Raw genomic sequence first — 19688 nt, 5'->3', positions numbered from 1 at the left:
ACCGGTCAGCCGAGGCTGCGTGCGGTGTTGATGACGTTGATGCCGTTGAAGCGCGCGGTGGACGAGCCGTGCGAGACCGCCGAGACCTGTCCCGGCTGGCCCTTGCCGTCGAAGAACGAACCGCCCAGGCGGTAGTCGCGTTCGTCGGCCACGGCGGTGCAGGCGTTCCAGAACTCCGGCGTGCGGATCTGGTAAGCCACGTCTTCCAGCATGCGGGTGATCTGGCCGTTCTTGATCTCGTAGAACAGCTGGCCGCCGAACTGCGCGTTGTAGCGCTGCTGGTCGATCGAGAACGAGCCATCACCGATGATGTAGATGCCGTTCTCCACGTCCTTGATCAGGTCCGGCACGCTCAGCGGCGTCTTGCCCGGTGCCATCGACACGTTGGCCATGCGCTGGAACTGTACGCTGGACCACGAGTCGGCATAGCAGCAGCCGTCGGACTCGGTCTTGCCGAGGATGTGGGCCTGGTCGCGGATGGTCTGGTAGTCCACCAGCTTGCCGTTGCTGATCAGGTCCCAGCGCTTGCACTTCACGCCTTCATCGTCGTATGCCACCGCGCCGAGGCTGCCGGGCTGGGTCTTGTCGGCGAAGATGTTGACCAGCTCGCTGCCGTACTGGAAATGCTGTTCGCGCTTGTCCAGGGTGGCGAAGCTGGTGCCGGCGTAGTTGGCTTCGTAGCCGAGCACGCGGTCCAGTTCCAGCGGGTGGCCGATCGACTCGTGGATGGTCAGCCAGGTATGCGACGGATCGAGCACCAGATCGTACTTGCCAGGCTTCACCGACGGGGCCTTCAGCTTTTCCTGCGCCTGCCGGGCGGCGGCGATGGCGTCTTCCTTCATGTCGTAGGAAGAACTGTAGTTGACCACGCCATTCGGGCTGACCACCTTGCCGGCGGCGGCGCCGTCCAGGTACTCGTAGCCCAGGCCCATCGGCGAGGACAGGCCCGAACGGGTGCGGAACTTGCCGCTGCTCTTGTCGATGGCGGTGACCGTCATCGGCGCCCAGATGCGGTGCACGTCCTGGTCGATATAGGAACCATCGGTGGAAGCAAAGTACTTCTGCTCGTTGACCAGGAACAGCATCGAGTTGACGAAGCTGGCACCAGCGCCCATTGCGGCAGCGTTGACGTCCAGCAGCAGGCCGACCTTGTCCTTGATCGGCACCTCCATCGCATTCTTGCGGATCGGCGTGCGCCAGCTCACCTCACCCACGCCCGGCGCCTTGGCCAGCTGCACCGGTGCGGTCTGCACGCCGGCATTGGCCTTGGCGATGGCCGCCGCCTGCTGCGCGGCCCTGGCCACGTCGGCGGTACCCAGTGCGTTGGTGGCGGCAAAGCCCCAGGCGCCGTTGACGATCACGCGGATGCCCACGCCGGTGGACTCGGTGTTCACCACGTTCTGCACCTTGTCCTCGCGGGTGATCACGAACTGCCGCAGGTAGCGGCCGATGCGCACGTCGCAGTAGGTGGCACCGGCGCTGCGCGCCGCCTGCAGCGCCGCGTCGGCCAGGCGCTTCTTCAATGCCGGGTCGAGGCTGGACTGCAGCTGCTCGGCGGCGATCACCTTGCCGAAGAAGGAGGGCACGATCAGCCCGCCCGCGGTAAGCCCGGTCAGGGCCAGGAAGTCACGTCTTTGCAAGGCTGCTCTCCATGTCGAAGGATGGGTGGCTCAAGCGCCGAGACTGCGCGCGGTGTTGATGATGTTGATGCCGTTGAAGCGGGTGGTGGACGAACCGTGCGAGACCGCCGAGACCTGGCCGGGCTGGCCCTTGCCGTCGAAGAACGAACCGCCCAGGCGGAAATCGCGTTCATCGCAGATGGCCGTGCAGGCATTCCAGAATTCCGGCGTGCGGATCTGGTAGGCCGCATCCTCGATCATGCCGGCGATCTTTCCGTCCTTGATCTGGTAGTACAGCTGGCCACCGAACTGCGCGTTGTAGCGCTGCTGGTCGATCGAGTACGACCCCCGGCCGTGGATGTAGATACCGTTCTCCACGTCCTTGATCATGTCCTCGACGCTGAGCGGCTGCTTGCCCGGCGCCAGCGAGACATTGGCCATGCGCTGGAACTGCACGCTGGACCAGGAATCGGCGTAGCTGCAGCCATGCGATGCATCGCGGCCGAGGATATGGGCTTCATCGCGGGTGGCCTGGTAATCGACCAGGATGCCGTCGCGCACCAGGTCCCAGCGCTGGGTCTTGACGCCCTCGTCGTCGTAGCCGACCGCACCGAGGCTGCCCGGCTGGGTCTTGTCGGCGAAGAAGGTGACGATGTCGCTGCCCCAGCGGAAACCCGCATCGCGCTTGTCCAGCGTGGCGAAGCTGGTGCCGGCGTAGTTGGCTTCGTAGCCGAGCACGCGGTCCAGCTCCAGCGGGTGGCCGACGTTCTCGTGGATGGTCAGGAACAGGTTGGACGGGTCCAGCACCAGGTCGTACTTGCCGGGCTTCACCGACGGCGCCTTCAGTTTCTCGCGCGCGTGGCGGGCGGCCGCAATGGCGTCCTCGACCGGGTCGTAGGAATCGCGGTAAGCGGTGATGCCACCGGGCAGGTGCACCTTGCCGCGCGCATCGCCATCGAGGAACTCATAGCCCATGCCCATCGGCGAGGACAGGCCGGCGCGGGTGCGGAACCTGCCGCTGGCCTTGTCGATGGCGGTGGCGGTGAACGGCAGCCAGATGCGATGGATGTCCTGGTCGATGAACGAGCCATCGCTGGAGGCGAAGTACTTCTGTTCGTTGACCAGGAACAGGGTGGAATTGATGTAGTCGGCGCCCGCATCCAGCGCGGCGGCATTGAGGGCCAGCAGCAGTTCGACCTTGTCCTGGATCGGCACCGCCATCGCGTTCCTGCGGACGGGGGTCTGCCAGCGCACCTCCCCGACCGGCGGCGTCGGCGCCAGCTGCACCGGCCGGGTCTGGATGCTGGCGTTGGCGCGGGCGATCGCGGCCGCCTGCTCGACCGCAGCGCGTACGGCGGCCTCGGTCTGCTGGTGGGTGGCAGCGAAGCCCCAGGCCCCGTTGACGATCACCCGCACGCCCACGCCGGACGATTCGCGGTTGGTCACGTTGCCGACCTGATGCTCGCGGGTGATGACCGACTGGTTGAGGTAGCGGCCGATGCGCACATCGCAGTAGCTGGCCTTGGCCGTGCGTGCGGTGGCCAGCGCCACGTCCGCCAGGCGCCTGCGCTGGAGGGTGTCGACCGGGGCGAGCAGTTGCTCGGCGGCGATGGCACGGGAATGCGGCAGCAGCAGGCCCGCCAGGCCCAGACCGGAAAAAGCCAGGAACTCACGTCGTTGCACAGCGTTTCTCTCTCTCGCTTGCGTGCGGCCGGCAACGGGCCGAGCCGATCACGTCAACCACTCGACTTTCGCCAGCGCGGGGCATCCGGGCAAGTGACTGCAGTCATGGTTGGGGGTGTTTCGGCAGGGCTTGCAGCCCTGCACCTGCTCAGAGCCGGAGCAACAGCCACAGCAACAGCGGGCTTGCTGAGGGATGGCGGCGCGGTGTGGGTGGGCAGGACACGCCGTTAACCCCCCTCCGGGGTCCGGCCCAGCCGCTGGCGGCTGTGCGTTCGGGCGCTTGCGAAGCAGTGCTTCGCAAGCAAAGCGCCCTCACCCATGGGGGCTCGATGGCGCCATCCATGGCGCCAACGGTCCTGCCCACCCACACCGCCCCGCCTCTGACAGATTCCGTGCGCTGCTGGTAGGTGTCGACCTTGGTCGACACATCTGTCAGATATCGAATGAAATTCGGGGTCAGATCCGTTTTCCTGCGGAAAACGGATCTGACCCCAAGATGTTTCCGACAGATCGCGGCCAACTGTCGAAGGCGGGGTGGGTCCGGTGGCAGGGGCGTGAGCGCCATGGATGGCGCGACCGAGCCTCCATGGACGGATTTACGGCGTCCCCTGCCACCGGATCCACACCGCCATCCCTCAGGAAGCCCGCTGTTGCTGTTGCTTTGGCTGTTGCCGTTGCTGTGGCTTGAAGCAGGTGCAGGGCGCAGCCCTGCTCGGAACACCCCCCTCGTGCACAATGGGGCCGACCCCGCCCGGACACCGTCCTGATGTCGAGCAAGCCGCATTCAGAAGCCTGCGAGCGCAACCGCGAACCGATCGCCGCCGCACTCGACCCGTGGATGGGCGACCGCCATCGGGTGCTGGAAATCGGCAGCGGCACCGGCCAGCACGCGGCCTTCTTCGCCGAGCGTTGGCCCTGGCTGCGCTGGCAGCCCAGCGACCATCCGGACCATCTGCCCGGCATCGAGGCCTGGCGCGCGGAAGCGGCGCTTCTGAACCTGCTGCCGCCGGTGGCGCTGCAGGTGGAACTGCCACCGGCGCCTGGGCTCAGCCTGCCACAGAGCAGCACGTTCGACGCCGCGTTCAGCGCCAACACGCTGCACATCATGAGTTGGGCGCACGTGCAGGCGTTGTTCGCCGCGCTGCCATCGGTGCTGCGTCGCGGCGCGCTGCTGGCGGCGTACGGCCCGTTCAACTACGGCGGCCGCTACAGCAGCGACAGCAACGCGCAGTTCGATGCCTGGCTGAAGGCGCGCGACCCGCGCAGCGGCATCCGCGATAGCGAAGCGGTGCAGGCGCTGGCCGCCGACCACGGATTCACCCGCCTGGGGGATGTGGCGATGCCGGCCAACAACCGCCTGCTGCTGTGGCGGTTGGGGTAAACCATCGGTAGTGCCGGCCGCTGGCCGGCAACCGATTGCCGGGATGAATGCCGGCCAGCGGCCGGCACTCCCTTCAGGCCACCTGCACGATATGCAGCGCCTTCGGATTGCGCCACTGCGCCAGCAGGGCCGCTTCGCGCGCCTTGGCCTGCTCGAAATGCGCTTCCTTGACGTGGCCGAAGCCGCGGATGTGCTCGGGGATGCTGGCAATCTCCACCGCCAGGGCCAGGCGGTCGTCATCCAGGCCGTCCAGCAATACCTGCACGGTGGCCTCGTAATCGCCGATCAGCTTGCGCTCCATGCGGCGTTCCGCGGTGCGCCCGAATACGTCGAAGCGGCCGCCACGCAGGAACTTCAGCCTGGCCAACAGGCCGAAGGCCTTGAACATCCACGGGCCGTATTCCTTCTTCAGCAACCGGCCCTGCTCATCCTTCCTGGCGAACAGCGGCGGCGCCAGGTGGAAGCGCAGCTGGTAGTCGCCCTCGAACTGCTGCTGCAGGCGGCGCTGGAAGTCGCCACTGGTGTACAGGCGGGCCACTTCGTACTCGTCCTTGTAGGCCATCAGCTTGAACAGGTAGCGGGCCACGGTCTCGGTCAGCGCCGTGGAGCCGCCGATGCGGTCGGCTTCGGCGGTGCGCACGCGCTCGACCAGGCGGCGGTAGCGGTTGGCGTAGGCCGCATCCTGGTACTCGACCAGGAACGCGGCGCGGCGCTCGATCATTTCATCCAGCGAGCGCGACAGGCGGGCGTCATCCAGCGGCAGGAACGCCACGTCGCCACCGCGCGAGGGCAGGCCGCGCAGTTCGCGTTCGTCGCCGGTGTTGCGCGGTGCCGCAGTGGCACCCCATTCATTGCCCTCCCACTCGCCTGGCGGCAGCGGATGCAGCGGGCCCGGGGTGGATTCGGCATCGGTGTGGCGGTTGCGCACCAGGCCGGCCGCCTGCTGCACGGCCTGCGGATCGACCACGGCCAGGCGGCCCCACGCAAAGGCCTGCTGGTTCATCGCCACGGCGGCGCCATTGAGCTCGATGGCGCGCATCAGGGAGTCGAACGACAGCGGCACCAGGCCCTGCTGCCAAGCGTAGCCGAGGATGAACAGGTTGGCGGCGATGGCATCGCCCAGCAGCGCGGTGGCCAGCTGGGTGGCATCGAGCAGCAGTGGTTCCTGGCCGCCCAGTGCCACGCGCACGCCGGCGATGATGTCGGCGGCGGGGAACTGCATGTCCGGGCGCGTGGTGAACGTGCCCGGCATCGCTTCGTAGGTGTTCAGCACCACCTGCGAACGGCCGGCGCGCACCTTCGACAGCGCCCAGTAATCGTTGACCACCACCATGTCGCAGCCCAGCACCAGGTCGGCTTCACCGGCGGCGATACGCACGGCGTGGATGTCTTCAGGGCGACGGGCAATGCGGATATGCGTGGTCACCGCGCCGCCCTTCTGCGCCAGGCCGGTCTGGTCGAGCACGGTCGCGCCCTTGCCTTCCAGGTGGCCGGCCATGCCCAGCAGCGCGCCGATGGTCACCACGCCGGTACCGCCGACGCCGGTGATCAGGATGTTCCAGGGCTGTTCCAGGCTGTCGCGAAGGGTCGGTGCCGGCAGGTTGTCCAGCAGCGTGGACGCATCGCGCTTGCTGCCCTTGCGCGGCTGGCCACCGTGCACGGTGACGAAGCTCGGGCAGAAGCCGTTCACGCAGGAATAGTCCTTGTTGCAGTTGGACTGGTCGATCTCGCGCTTGCGCCCGAACTCGGTTTCCTTCGGCAGCACCGACACGCAGAAGCTCTTCTTGCCGCAGTCGCCGCAGCCTTCGCAGACCAGCGAATTGATCAGCACCCGCTTCTGCGGGTCTTCCAGCTTGCCGCGCTTGCGGCGGCGGCGCTTCTCGGTGGCGCAGGTCTGTTCGTAGATCAGGATCGAAACACCCTTCACTTCGCGCAGGCGCTTCTGCACTTCGTCCAGCTCGCTGCGGTCATGGAACTCGACGTCGCTGGGGAAGTGCTCGCGCTGGCCGGTCCACTTGCCGATGTTGTCCGACAGCACCACGATGGTGTGGATGCCTTCGGCGCGCATCTGCTTTGCGATGTCCGGCACGCTCAGCGGACCGTCCACCGGCTGGCCGCCGGTCATCGCCACCGCATCGTTGTAGAGGATCTTGTAGGTGATGTTGACGCCGGCAGCGACCGCCTGGCGGATCGCCAGCGAACCGCTGTGGAAGTAGGTGCCGTCGCCGAGGTTCTGAAACACGTGCGGGGTATCGGTGAACGGCGCCTGCCCGGCCCAGGTCACGCCTTCGCCGCCCATGTGGGTGAAGGTATCGGTGCTGCGGTCCATCCAGGTCACCATGTAATGGCAACCGATGCCGGCCAGCGCACGCGAGCCTTCCGGCACGTTGGTGGACGTGTTGTGCGGGCAGCCGGAGCAGTAGTGCGGCACGCGCGGAAAACTGGCGCGCGGCAACGCAAGTTCGGCTTCCTTCTCCTGCATCCACTGCAGGCGCTGCTCGATCGATGCGTTGTTGAAGAACTTCTGGATGCGGCGACCGATCACGCCGGCGATGGTGGCCGGGGTCAGTTCACCGGTGGACGGCAGGATCCACTCGCCGCTCTCGTCGTACTTGCCGACGATGGACGGGCGCTGGCCCCAGCTGGCCGGCCAGTTGAAGAACTGTTCCTTCATCTGGCGCTCGATGAAGGCACGCTTCTCCTCCACCACGATGATGTCTTCCAGGCCCTGCGCGAAGCGCGCGATGCCCTGCGGCTCCAGCGGCCAGGTCATGCCGACCTTGTACACGCGGATGCCGATGTCGGCGCAGGCGGCTTCGTCCAGGCCCAGGTATTCCAGCGCCTGCAGCACGTCCAGGTAGCTCTTGCCGGTGGTGACGATGCCCAGCCGCGCGCGCGGCGCATCCATCACCACCTTGTCGATGCCATTGGCGCGGGCGAACGCCTGTGCAGCCTTCACCGCATAGCGGTGCAGGCGCATTTCCTGGTCCAGCGGCGGGTCCGGCCAGCGGATGTTGAGGCCGCCGGTCGGCATCTCGAAGTCTTCCGGCAGCACGATGCGGCGCGCCATCGGATCGACCTCGACCGAGGCCGACGATTCCACCGTCTCGGCGATCGTCTTGAAGCCGACCCAGCGGCCGGTGTAGCGGCTCATCGCCCAGCCCAGCAGGCCCATGTCCAGGATGTCCTGCACGCCGGCCGGATTCAGCACCGGCATCATGGCGCTGACGAACTCGTCCTCGCTGCCATGCGGCAGGGTTGAACTGCGGCAGGCGTGGTCATCGGCGGCCAGCGCCAGCACGCCGCCATGGCGCGAGGTGCCGGCGGCATTGGCGTGCTTGAACACGTCGCCGCAGCGGTCCACGCCCGGGCCCTTGCCGTACCACATGCCGAACACGCCCTGCACGTTGGCGCCGGGGAAAAGGTTGGTCTGCTGGGTGCCCCACACCATGGTGGCGCCCAGGTCCTCGTTCAGGCCGGGGGTGAACTTCACCTTGGCCGCGTCCAGGTGCTTGCGCGCGCGCCACAGCTCCAGGTCAAAGCCGCCCAGCGGGCTGCCACGGTAGCCACTGACGAAACCGGCGCTGTCGATGCCTTCGTGCGCGTCGCGCAGCCGCTGCATCAACGGCAGTTTCACCAGCGCCTGCACGCCACTCAGGTAGATCCGCCCCTCGTTGCGGGTGTACTTGTGGTCGAGCGTGTAGTCACGGTCGATCAGGTCGGCGGAAGAGGGCGAAGTGAGTTGCGCGGTACTGGTCATGGCTGGCCCGGTCAGGATCGGCTGGCACCGGCCGCGTGCAGGCACGCGGCGGGAAAGGCGCGAATTGTAGCAGCGAGGCCCGACCGCCCCGGCACTCGCGCCGGCGGCCATGCTGGGGTTAGGATCGGGGAGAGAGAGAGGGAGGCTGCGGTTGCGGCCTGGGGAGAAGGGATGTCAGTTGCAGCAAAGATCCTGGGCAGCATGTTGCTGGTCTCGGGAACGGCCCCCGTGTGGGCCGCGCCGGCGGTGCCGGCACCACAGGAGTTCTACTTCGACAGCGATGCGGCCGCCGTGCCCATGATCGTGGTCCAGTCCGACGGGGATGCGCTGGTGGCGCAGCTGCTCAAACAGCGCGAGCGCGGCCGGCGTACCGTGGAGGCCACCGTGCAGCTGGCGTCGGTGGCCATTGCGCAGGGCCGCACCGAGCTGGGTGAACAGCTGTATCGCGAAGCACTGAAGGATGCGCCGGTGCAGGGCAGCCTGGGCCGTAGCGTGCGCTGGAATTACGGCTGGGACCTGCTGCGTCAGGGCCAGCCCGAAGCCGCCCTGGAGCAATGGCAGGCCGCTGCCGGTGGTTCGCTGAGCAAGCCGGGCTGGCTGCCACCCACCTATGCGCTGGCGCTGTGGCGGGCCGGGCAGAAGCAGGAGGCGGTGCAGTGGTATGCCGCAGCGGTGCGTACCGAGCCGACGCAATGGAGCGACAGCAGCCGCTTTGCGCAGTTGTTGCCGTTGTGGCGTGACGACGAGCGCGCCTCGCTGGCGGAAGTGCAGCAGGCCTGGGCGGCCGCGCCGCCGGCCTGGCCCTGAGGGAAGGGGGGGCCGGGTTGCACCCGGCACCCGCAGAGGCAACGGCTGGAGCAACTGCAGCAGCCGAAGCAACAGCGGGCTTCCTGCGGGATGGCGGGGCACTGTGGGTTTGCGGGGCCGCCGTAAACCCATCCATGGGGGCTTGGTCGCCGCATCCATGCGGCTCACACCCCGCAAACCCACAGTGCCCCGCCTTCGACAGGTTCCGGCGGCTGTTGGTAGGTGTCGACCTTGGTCGACACGGTAGGTCCACGCCATGCGTGGATGAAATCTGCCAGGGATATAAATCGAGCCGGGGTCAGATCCGTTTTCCTCTGGAAAACGGATCTGACCCCAGGGCCTCAAGAGCAGCCAGCCAACCGCTTTTGCTTTTGCTTCTGCTCTTTTTCTTTCTTCCACGTGGCTGATCGCCAACCGCAGCTGTTGCTTTCAGCAACCAGCCACGAGGGGCTGCGCCGTTCGCCGGAACCCCTCAATCGTCCGCGGAAACCGTCCGCCCCGACGCCCATGCCCGCAATGCCTCTACCTGCTCGGCCATCAGCACCGACAGCGGCCGCGTCGCACGGATCTCGTTCATCAGCAGCTCGGTATCCAACGGCCGGCCTTCGGCGTGCGCCGCATACAGCCCGGCCACGATCGCCTGCTCGATCTCGGCGCCGGAGAAGCCATTGGCCGCGGCCGCCAGCGCCGGCAGCGCGAAGTCGTCGCCGTTGAGCTGGCGTCGCCCCAGGTGCAGCCGCAGCAGCTCCACACGCACCTCAGGCGTGGGCAGGTCGACGAAGAAGATCTCGTCAAAGCGGCCCTTGCGCAGCAGTTCGGCCGGCAACTCGTGTACCTGGTTGGCGGTGGCGACGATGAAGACCGGCGCCTTGCGTTCGGCCATCCAGGTCAGCAGGTAGCCGAGCACGCGGCGCGATACGCCACCGTCCTCGCCACCGCTGGCCAGGCCCTTCTCGATCTCGTCCATCCACAACACGCAGGGCGCCAGCTGCTCGGCCGAGGCCAGCGCCTGGCGCAGGTTGGCCTCGGTCTCGCCGTGGTACTTGTTGTACAGCGCGCCCACGTCCAGGCGCAGCAGCGGTACGCCGAAGCCGGCGGCGGTGGCCTTGGCCAGCATCGATTTGCCGCAGCCCTGCACGCCCAGCAGCAACATGCCGCGCGGCGGATCCAGGCCGGCCGGTGCCGAGCCGGCGATGAAGGCCACCCGGCGCTGGCTGATCCAGCGCTTGAGCCGGTTGGCACCGGCCACGTCGCCGAAGCGCGCGCTGTCATGCTCGAAGAACAGGTGGCCGCTGCGGTTGAGCAGCTCGAACTTCAGCCGTGCCAGCTGCGGCAGGTCGTCGTCGCGCAGCGCGCCATCGGCGTAGATCAGCTGGCGGGCGATGCGGCGGGCATCGACCAGGCTCAGGCCCTGCAGGTTCTTCAGGATCTTCTTCACCGCCTCGCTGTCGACCTCGACACGGCGGCCGCCGTGTTCGCGCGCATAGGCGTCGGCCTCCTCGCGCAGCATCTTCAGCAGGGCGTTGGCATCGGGCAGGCGCGGGTTGAAGCGCACCGCCAGGGCCTCCAGCTCGGCCGGCAGCTCGACCTTGGCGCCGATCAGCACCAGCACATGCGGCTCGCTATGGCGGCGCTGGATCAGGTCGCGCAGCGCGCGCTGGTGGCTGGCATACCCCAGGTAGGGGTGGAAATCGAGCAGCAGGTAGACACCCCGCTGATCGGCCTGGCGGATCATCTGCAGGGCGGCGCTGGCATCGGGCGGGCCGACCGGCGGGTCCTCGCGGTCCAGGTCGATGCGACGCAGGCCCTCGGTGATGGACCAGCGGTGCAGGGCCCGCCACACGTGCATCAGCGTCTGCCGGAACAGCTCGACGATGCGGGCCTCATCCTGGGTCTCGATCACGATCAGGGGGGTATTGGCGCGGATCAGTGCGCTCAGGTCCTGCAGTTCGCTCATGCCGGTTCGATCCTTCGGGGGCGCCACGATAGCAAAGGCGATGGCCACTGGTTCAGCACGGTGCTACCTCCCGTCACCACCGCCGGTGTACGCTCGGGGCACGTACCCGGAAGCGAGGCTGGCATGAAGACGATCCTGGTGGCCGGTTCCAAGGGCGGGGTGGGCAAGACCACCGTCGCCACCCACCTGGCCGCGTACGCGGCATTGCAGGGCAAGGCCACGGTGATCGCCGATGCCGACCCGCAGGGCTCCAGCACCCGCTGGGCACAACGGCGTGCAGGGCTGGAAAGCGCGGTGCTCCCCATCGATGTGTATCGGAAGAAGCAGTGGGCGCAGAAGCTGCCCGACGGTACCGATACCGTCATCATCGATGCACCGGCCGGTGCGCTGGCCGACGATATCCCCCATTTCCTGGACGCGGCCGACGCCGTGGTGGTGCCGGTGCTGCCCTCGGCGCTGGATATCGAAGCCATCGTCGGCTTCCTCAACAGCCTGGCCCAGAACCCGCGCGTGCACAGCCGCAAGCTGCCGGTGGGGCTGGTCCTCAACCGCACCAAACCGTGGACCCAGACCTCGCAGCAGGCGCTGCAGATGCTGGCCGAATGGCCATACCCGGTGGTCGCGCAGCTGCGTGACAGCCAGAGCTACGTGGTCATGACCGGCCTGGGCCGCAGCCTGTTCGACTATCGCTCCGCCCAGGTGCGCGAACACCAGGCCGACTGGGAGCCGCTGCTGTCCTGGCTCAAGCTTTGATGCCTGCCTCACTTCTCCTGCTGCATCCTCTTCTCCATGGAAACCCGCGATGCGTGAACTGATCCTGCTGCGCCATGCCCATGCCGAACCCGCCGTTTCCGGCCAGGCCGACCTCGACCGGCCGCTGTCGCCGGTGGGGCTCGCCGAGGCCGAAGCCGCCGGCAAGTGGTTGAAGGAAAACAACCTGCTGCCCGACTGCGTGCTGTGCTCGCCGTCGCGACGTACCCGCGAGACCCTGGAAGCGGTGATGACGGCCATCGGCTATGTCGAAAAGCGCCTGGAAGACCGGATCTACGAAGCCACCCCGGGCACCCTGGCGGCGCTGGTGGACGAGCGTCGTGACCTGGACCGGGTGCTGATCGTCGGCCACAACCCGGGCCTGGAGCAGCTGGTGGCCCTGATGACCGACGGCACCAGCAGTGACTATCGCGGCATGCCGCCGGGCGGCGTGGCCGTGCTTGGCTTCCCGCGCGAGGCCTCGATCGAACCCGGCGTGGCCAGCCTGAACGCGTTCTGGTGGCCGTGATCCGATGAGCCTGGCGCGGCGCAGCCGCTTCCTGCTGCCCGCGTTGCTGGCGCTCGGCCCGGCCTGGGCCGCGGCGCCCCCACCGACCCCGTTGCCGCCCGTGTCCGCCGAGGCGCCACGGGTATTGCGCCTGGATACCCAGCGCTCGCGGATCGGCTTCGAGGTGCGCACCCGATTCGGCCAGCGCATCGAAGGCGTGTTCCCGCACTTCGAGGGGCGTATCGAGATCCTGTCCGACGGCCGTCACCAGGTGCACCTGAAGATGTTCACCCGCTCGGTGGAGATCCCCGGCAAGGCGCGCTATACCGGCTGGATGCGCGGCGAGGAGTTCTTCGATGCCGGGCGCCATCCGGTGGTCGAGTTCGACTCGCTGCCCTACTGGCCGGAGACCGTGGAGCAGGGCGGCGCCATCAACGGCCGGCTGACCCTGCGCGGCATCAGCCACCCCGAGTCATTGCAGGTCGAGAAGGCGGAGTGCGCCCGACCCGGCTATGATTGCGACGTCGTCAGCCGCGGTACCGTGCAGCGAGGCCGGTACGGAATGGACAGCTGGCAGCTAGCCTTGAGTGACCGAGTGACCTTCGTATTGCGTGCGCGCCTGAGCGAGGCGCCGAAACCGTGAACCTCCTGCTGCGCGTCCTGGCGCTGGCAACCGTGTTGCTGGGCAGCGGTTGTGCATCGCTCTCGCATGCCGAGCGTGACCGTGCCGAAGCGATTGCCGTGCAGGCGCGCTCGACCGACGTCGACTGCCAGCGCGCCGACCGCTGCGCGCAGGACTCGCCGTTGCGTGCGCTGGCGGGCCGGGCGTTCACCGAATCCACCCCGGAACAGCCACGCCACTACGCCACCCTGCTCGACGAGGGCGAGGGCGCCCTGGTCGCGCGCCTGAACCTGCTGCGCAGCGCCACCCGCAGCATCGACCTGCAGACCTACATCTTCGACAAGGACGACAGTGCCCGGCTGGTCATCGACGAGCTGCTGGCCGCGTCGCGGCGCGGGGTGAAGGTGCGGGTGCTGATCGACCAGCTCTCGGCGATCTCCGACCTGCAGATCCTCGGCGCCCTGTCCGGCGCGCACCAGAACTTCCAGCTGCGGGTCTACAACCCGACCTTCGGCAAGGCCCGGCTGAACTACTTCGACTATGCCGGCAGCGTGCTGTGCTGCTTCCGCCGCTTCAACCAGCGCATGCACAACAAGCTGCTGGTGATCGACGATGCGATCGGCGTGGTCGGCGGCCGCAACTACCAGGACGACTATTACGACTGGGACCGCGAGTACAACTTCCGCGACCGCGACGTGCTGATCGCCGGCCCGGAGGCGCGGGCGATGGCGGCCAACTTCGATGCCTTCTGGCGCGCCAGGCGCAGCGTGCCGGCCGAGCGCCTGAACGATGTCGGCCGCACCCTGCTGCGCGAGGGCGTGCCGACCCTGCCGCCGGCCAGCTTCCGCCGCCCCGAGCGGGTGGAGCGGGTCAGTGCCGAAGCCAATGACATGGACTTCGTCAGCCGTTCCTTCGTCGATACCGCGTTGCCGGTGGCCTCGGTGCGCTATGTCGCCGACCTGCCGCGCAAGCACCGGCGCGAGAAGGCCGATGCGCCGCTGGCCGGACAGCACGTGACCGAGCCGCAGCTGGATGCGCTGATCGCCGGCGCGCAGAAGGAAGTGATCCTGCAGACGCCGTACCTGGTGCTGTCCAAACCGGCGCAGAAGCTGTTCCGCGAGCTGCGCAAGCGACCGCAGCCGCCGCGCGTGGTGGTGTCCAGCAACAGCCTGGCGGCGACCGACAACCCGATCGTCTATGCGCTGTCGTACAAGTACAAGCGGCGCAACATGCGTGAACTGGGCTTCAACATCTTCGAATACAAGCCGTTCCCGCTGGATGCACCGGTCGATTACCGCAACCTGCTGCCCGACCCGATCGCCGCGCCGGAAGGCGACGACGACGGCGGGCGCAACCCGCTGATCGGCGGCAGTGCTGCCGGCAGCAATGCCGGCGACCGTCGCGATCGCGATGAGCACCCGGCACCCGCCGGCAAGCAGGGGGCGGTGAACCATCCGCGCACCGGCAGTGCCTACCAGAACGCGCGCGAGCGCCGCCGTGCGGCCGGCAGCGAGGTCGAAACCCGCCTGCTGCGCACCGAGACCCGGCCCTCGTTCCTGGGCAGCAAGGCGGTCAACAAGCCGTTGCCGGTCACCCGCAAGGGCGCGCGCATGGGCCTGCATGCCAAGTCGCTGGTGGTCGATCGCCGCATCGGCGTGGTCGGCACCCACAACTTCGACCCGCGCAGCGAGAACTACAACACCGAAGGCGCGGTGATCATCGATGACCCGGCCTTCGCCGAGCAGCTGGCCGAGAGCATCCTGCGCGACACCCACCCGCAGAACTCGTGGACGGTGGCGCCGCGGGCCAAGCCGCCGGTGCTGTCCGGGCTCAACTACAGCGTCGGCAAGGCCTCCGAAGCACTGCCGATCCTCGACTTCTGGCCGTGGCGCTATGCCACCGACTACGAGTTCAAGCCCGGCCCGGACTGCCCGCAGCCGTTGCCCCGGCAGGACCCGGGCTTCCACCGCTGCTATGTCGCCGTGGGTGATTTCCCCGAGGTCAATGTCGGCCCGAAGTGGCTGCTGGTACGCATGCTGACCGCATTCGGCGCCGGCCTCGTTCCCATCCTCTGAAGGTGCCCGCATGACCCAGGTGTTCCGCGAAGCCGTTTCCCTCGAGCAGCTCAATACGCTCAGCCGCAACACCGCGATCGCGTCGCTGGGCATCATCTTCAGCGCGGCCGGTGACGACTGGCTGCAGGCCACCATGCCGGTGGACGAGCGCACCCGCCAGCCCTACGGCATCCTGCATGGCGGCGCGTCGGTGGTGCTGGCCGAGACCCTGGGCAGCAGCGCCGGCAACCTGTGTGTGGATACGGCCAAGCAGATCTGCGTGGGGCTGGAAATCAACGCCAACCACGTGCGTGCGGTGCGTTCGGGCACGGTCACCGGCACCGCCCGCGCGCTGCACGTGGGCCGCAGCACCCAGCTGTGGGAGATCCGCATCGAGGACGAGCAGGGCCGGCTGGTGTGCATCTCGCGGCTGACCTTGGCGGTGGTGGCGGCCGGCCACGGCTGAGCCCCGGACGGGCGGTGACGGCAGCGGAACCCAGCGTTCCCTGCCGATTGCCCCGGTCGATGGGTGTTATGGCCTAAATCGGCTGGCAGCGATGACGGCCCTCCGGTATCGTGCGCGGATGACTTCCCCCACTCCGGCCCCCCGCGGCGGCGTGGCGCGTGTGTGCCGTTACCTGTACCGCGTACCGCTGCTGTTGGTCCACATCATCGTGTTCCTGCCGCTCATCCTGATCGGCATGCTTCGGCCGTGGGGCGAACTGCGCGTGGGCGAGGCGACCCTGGGGGCCAAAGTGGTCAACTGGTGGCAGGGGGGGCTGATGTGGATCTTCGGCTTCCGCCTGGTGCAGATCGGCAGGCCGCTGCCCGGCGCCGTGCTGTTCGTCGCCAACCACGTCAGCTGGGTCGACATCTGCATCCTGCACAGCCAGCGCATGATGGGCTTCGTCGCCAAGCGCGAGATCGCCAGCTGGCCGCTGGTCGGGTGGCTGGCCGCGCGCGGGCAGACCATCTTCCACCAGCGCGGCAACACCGAATCGCTCGGTGGCGTGATGCAGGTGATGGCCGATCGCCTGCGCGAAGGCAAGGCAGTGGGCGTGTTCCCCGAAGGGCGTACCCGCGGTGGCCACGAAGTGGGCCCGTTCCATGCCCGCATCTTCCAGGCGGCGGTTGAGACCGGCGTGCCGGTGCAGCCGGTGGCTCTGGTGTACGGGCTCAAGGGCGACGCGCAGACCATTGTCGCGTTCGGCCCCGGCGAGAGTTTCTTCGCCAATTTCCTGCGCCTGCTCGGTGAGCCGGCGCGGCGTGCGGAAGTGCATTTCCTGGCACCGATCGGTGCGCAGGACCTGGAAGGCCGTCGGCGCATCGCGGAGACGTCGCGCGCGCGCATCGTGGCGGCCATGAGCACGCAGTGAGGGTGCGGTGGCCCTGATCCCGCCACCCGTCCTGGACGCCGGCACGCCGACGCTGCACGCGGCTGACTACCAGCCACCGCGCTGGCTGCGCAATCCGCACCTGCAGTCGATGCTCAGCTCCAGCCGCATGCGCCTGCAGCGCGGCCTGCTGCTGCTGGCCGCGACCGGCGCGATCAGCGAAGAACTGATCCTCGACGGCGGCGACGGCGTGCGCCTGCAGGGCTGGCACAGCCATGTCGAAGGCCGCGAACCCAAGGGCATGGCCCTGCTGCTGCATGGCTGGGAAGGCAGTGCCGAATCCAGCTACATGCGCATGGCGGCCGCGCGCATGCTCGAACAGGGCTTCGACGTGGTGCGGCTGAATTTCCGCGACCACGGCAATACCCATCACCTCAACCCCGGCATCTTCCACTCCAACCTGATCGACGAAGTGGTGCATGCCGCAGGCGATATCGCCCAGCGCTGGCCGCAGCTGCCGCTGGTGGCCGCTGGCTACTCGCTGGGCGGCAACTTCGTGCTGCGCCTGGCCCTGCGTGCGCCGGCGGCCGGCGTGCCGCTGCTGCGCGTCGCCTCGGTATGCCCGGTGCTGGACCCGGCGCTGACCATGGAGAGCATCGAGAACGGCCCGGCAATGTACGACTGGTACTTCCGGCGCAAGTGGGCCGGTTCGTTGCGGCGCAAGCGCGACCTGTTCCCCGAACTGAGCGACTGCGACGACCGCGTGCTGAAGCTGGACATCCGCGCGTTGACCGCCTGGCTGGTCGAGCGCCACACCAGTTTCGGCTCGTTGCAGGCCTATTTCGACGGCTACTCGATTGCCGGCGATCGCCTGTCCTCGCTGCAGGTGCCGGCCGACATCCTGATGGCACAGGACGACCCGGTGATCCCGTACGCGACCTTCAGCGACTGGCAGCTGCCGCGCAACGCGCACCTGGAAACCGCCTGCTGGGGCGGCCACTGTGGCTTCCTGGAAAACTGGCGCGGTGACGGCTTCTCCGAGCGCTGGGTGGCGCAGCGCCTGCAGCGCGTGCTGCAAGGCTGAACCGGCACGGGCGCGCAGGCCGCTACAATGCGGGTTTGCCCTTGAACCGGACCGCCATGCAAGACCAGATCATCCAAGCGTTGCGCCAGAACGAGGCCGACCAGGCCGTGCAGCTGGCCCAGGCGTGGACCCGTGATGAACCCGGCCAGGCCGAGGCCCACCGCTGGCTGGCGCTTGCGCTGCAGCAGCAGGGCAAGGCCGAGGACGCGATGGAGGCCCTGCAGCAGGCGCTGCAGCTGGCCCCGGACAATGCCCAGCTGCACCTGCAGCACGCCGGCCTGCTGCTGGCCCTGCGCCAGTTCGACGGCGCTGGCGAAGCACTGACGCGCACCACCGGGCTGGACCCGAACGCCTTCGCTGCCTACCTGATGCAGGCCCACCTGGCGATCGGCCGCAACGATTTCGATGAAGCGCAGCGCCTGTCCACCCTGGCCTCGCGTGTCGAACCGGACCACCCGGAACTGCTGACCATCGACGGCATGATCGCGCTGCGCCGCGATGATGCCGATCGCGCGCTGACGCTGCTGTCGGCCGCCAACCAGGCCCAGCCCAACGACATTCGCGTGCTCTACGCACTGGGCTTCGCCTACCTGGGCAAGAACATGCTGGCCTTCGCCGAGCAGGCGTTCCGCCGCGTGCTGGAACTGAACCCGACCATCGCCTCGCTGCATGGCCTGGTGGTGCAGCTGGCCATGCGCCAGGGCAACCTGGACGCTGCCGCCGAAGCGATGCAGATTGCGCTGCAGCAGCAGGGCCTGGATACGCCATCGATGCGCCGCCTGGCCGGCGAACTGGCACTGCGCAGCGGCCAGCCGCTGCAGGCGCTGGAGCACCTGCTGCCGTTGCTGGAATCGCTGCCTGACGACCGCGACGTACTGCAGTTGCTGCTGATGTCCTGGCAGCGCCTGGGCCGCGAAGACGAGGCCCGCGCACGCCTGGATGCCGCCCTGGAGCAGCACCCGCAGCTGCACGACCTGTGGCTGGCACGCCTGGCGGTGGAAGAGGTCGGCAGTGCCACCGCCGCCGCCACGGTCGAGCGCTGGATGGACGCGATGCCGGGCCACCTGCCGGCGCTGGAAGCGCGCCTGCGCCTGCACGACATGGTGGGCGAACACGCCCAGGCCGAAGCGATCGCCGAGCGCATCGTCAACCTCGAACCGGGCCGCGTCAGCGGCGAAACCCGCCTGGTCGAAGGCCTGCTGCAGCGCGATCCGGCCGCCGCGGTCGCCCGCGTGCAGGCGCTGATCGACATGGCACCGGAAGGCCACCGCGCCGACCTGCGCACCTGGCTGGGTGAGATCCAGGATCGCGCCGGGCAGCACGAAGACGCGCTGCAGACCTGGCTGGCACTGCAGGCCGACCAGGCACCGCAGCGCCTGCCGCTGCCGCCGCAGGCCAAGGCGCCGCCGAGCTGGCCGGACAAGGGCGAGATCGACGGTGATGCCACTTCCGCGCCGATCTTCCTGTGGGGCGCGCCGGGTTCGGGCGTGGAGCGCGTGGCGACCGGCCTGGCCGCCGCCAGCCCGGTGCTGCGCAGCGACCGCTATACCTCCAACGCACCCGACGACGCGTTCCAGAACTACCACACGCTGCAGGACCTTGCCTCGGGCGTGCTGACCCCGGAGCGGCTGGTGCAGCGCTGGCGCGAACAGCTGCCGTCGCGCGGCGTGCAGGACGACGCGATCATCGACTGGCTGCTGTGGTGGGACAACGCGCTGCTGTGGGCGCTGCGCCCGCAGCTGCCGCAGGGCCGCCTGCTGGTGGTGCTGCGCGATCCGCGCGACATGCTGCTGGACTGGGTGGCCTACGGTGCCGCCGCACCGCTGGCAATGACCTCGCTGGCCGAAGCCAGCGAATGGCTGGCGCGCGCGCTGGCCCAGGTCGCCGCCCTGCACGAGGACGATCTGTACCCGCAGGTGCTGCTGCGCATCGACCAGATCGGCAACGATGCGCAGGCGATGGCCGAACTGCTGGGCCGCCTGTTCGAGCGGCCGATGCCGCCAGCCGCGCAACTGGGTGCGCCGCGCTTCCCGCCGGGCCACTGGCGCAACTACCGCGACGTGATGAGCGCCGCCTTCGCCAAGCTCACCCCGATCGCGGTGCGCCTGGGTTATCCGGAAGAGTGAGGA

14 protein-coding genes are annotated in these 19688 nt (G+C 68.3%); 10 read left to right on the top strand and 4 right to left on the bottom strand.

The genetic code is table 11. The annotated features are described in order from the left end of the window. Positions 1-5: 5 nt before the first annotated feature. On the bottom strand, positions 6-1640 hold the full coding sequence (locus tag AC5P53_RS18695; protein ID WP_014645477.1) for a TldD/PmbA family protein: 1635 nt from the start codon (positions 1638-1640) through the stop codon (positions 6-8). A 30-nt stretch (positions 1641-1670) separates the two neighbouring features. After that, a complete protein-coding gene (locus AC5P53_RS18690; RefSeq protein WP_049419130.1) occupies positions 1671-3302 on the bottom strand; it encodes a TldD/PmbA family protein in 1632 nt (543 codons plus the stop codon). A 766-nt stretch (positions 3303-4068) separates the two neighbouring features. Here AC5P53_RS18690 and AC5P53_RS18685 point away from each other — a divergent pair. Next, on the top strand, positions 4069-4683 hold the full coding sequence (locus AC5P53_RS18685; RefSeq protein WP_169412530.1) for a DUF938 domain-containing protein: 615 nt from the start codon (positions 4069-4071) through the stop codon (positions 4681-4683). 73 nt (positions 4684-4756) lie between these two features. On the opposite strand, the gene AC5P53_RS18680 is transcribed toward AC5P53_RS18685, so the two are convergent. Further along, positions 4757-8443 carry an indolepyruvate ferredoxin oxidoreductase family protein gene (locus tag AC5P53_RS18680; RefSeq protein WP_241887660.1) on the bottom strand — a complete coding sequence of 1229 codons (3687 nt, stop codon included), beginning with the start codon at positions 8441-8443 and terminating at the stop codon, positions 4757-4759. A gap of 171 nt (positions 8444-8614) precedes the next feature. On the opposite strand from AC5P53_RS18680, the gene AC5P53_RS18675 reads away from it, so the two are divergent. Next, positions 8615-9250, top strand: coding sequence for a tetratricopeptide repeat protein (locus tag AC5P53_RS18675; protein WP_046427754.1), 636 nt, complete (start codon positions 8615-8617; stop codon positions 9248-9250). Between the two features lie 472 nt (positions 9251-9722). Here AC5P53_RS18675 and AC5P53_RS18670 read toward each other — a convergent pair whose 3' ends face one another. Continuing rightward, the gene (locus AC5P53_RS18670; RefSeq protein ID WP_014645482.1) at positions 9723-11207 is read right to left on the bottom strand and encodes an AAA family ATPase; all 1485 of its coding nucleotides are present in this window, start codon (positions 11205-11207) and stop codon (positions 9723-9725) included. Positions 11208-11330: 123 nt separating this feature from the next. Between AC5P53_RS18670 and AC5P53_RS18665 the strand changes: the two genes are divergently transcribed. The 8 genes from AC5P53_RS18665 (at position 11331) to AC5P53_RS18630 (ending at position 19685) form a co-directional block, all read left to right on the top strand. Beyond that, positions 11331-11960: a nucleotide-binding protein gene (locus tag AC5P53_RS18665; protein WP_005420986.1), complete on the top strand. Its 630-nt coding sequence runs from the start codon at positions 11331-11333 to the stop codon at positions 11958-11960. A 49-nt stretch (positions 11961-12009) separates the two neighbouring features. Continuing rightward, positions 12010-12486, top strand: a complete 477-nt coding sequence (locus AC5P53_RS18660; protein WP_014035499.1) for a SixA phosphatase family protein — start codon at positions 12010-12012, stop codon at positions 12484-12486. A 4-nt stretch (positions 12487-12490) separates the two neighbouring features. Further along, the gene (locus tag AC5P53_RS18655) at positions 12491-13108 is read left to right on the top strand and encodes a YceI family protein (protein WP_014645483.1); all 618 of its coding nucleotides are present in this window, start codon (positions 12491-12493) and stop codon (positions 13106-13108) included. Continuing rightward, on the top strand, positions 13105-15162 hold the full coding sequence (locus AC5P53_RS18650; RefSeq protein ID WP_075075903.1) for a phospholipase D family protein: 2058 nt from the start codon (positions 13105-13107) through the stop codon (positions 15160-15162). Before AC5P53_RS18655 ends, AC5P53_RS18650 begins: the two co-directional genes overlap by 4 nt. Positions 15163-15172: 10 nt before the next feature. After that, positions 15173-15607, top strand: a complete 435-nt coding sequence (locus tag AC5P53_RS18645) for a hotdog fold thioesterase (protein WP_075075902.1) — start codon at positions 15173-15175, stop codon at positions 15605-15607. A 118-nt stretch (positions 15608-15725) separates the two neighbouring features. Then, positions 15726-16517 carry a lysophospholipid acyltransferase family protein gene (locus AC5P53_RS18640; protein ID WP_032961622.1) on the top strand — a complete coding sequence of 264 codons (792 nt, stop codon included), beginning with the start codon at positions 15726-15728 and terminating at the stop codon, positions 16515-16517. Positions 16518-16569: 52 nt separating this feature from the next. Further along, a complete protein-coding gene (locus AC5P53_RS18635; RefSeq protein WP_046427777.1) occupies positions 16570-17559 on the top strand; it encodes a YheT family hydrolase in 990 nt (329 codons plus the stop codon). 56 nt (positions 17560-17615) lie between these two features. Further along, positions 17616-19685, top strand: a complete 2070-nt coding sequence (locus AC5P53_RS18630; protein WP_241887659.1) for a tetratricopeptide repeat protein — start codon at positions 17616-17618, stop codon at positions 19683-19685. The last annotated feature ends 3 nt before the right edge of the window (positions 19686-19688 follow it).

Source organism: Stenotrophomonas sp. YJH_SMC_82 (assembly GCF_059368875.1).
The sequence above is the reverse complement of the archived record's forward strand: the minus strand, read 5'-3'. Positions and strand labels throughout refer to the sequence as shown.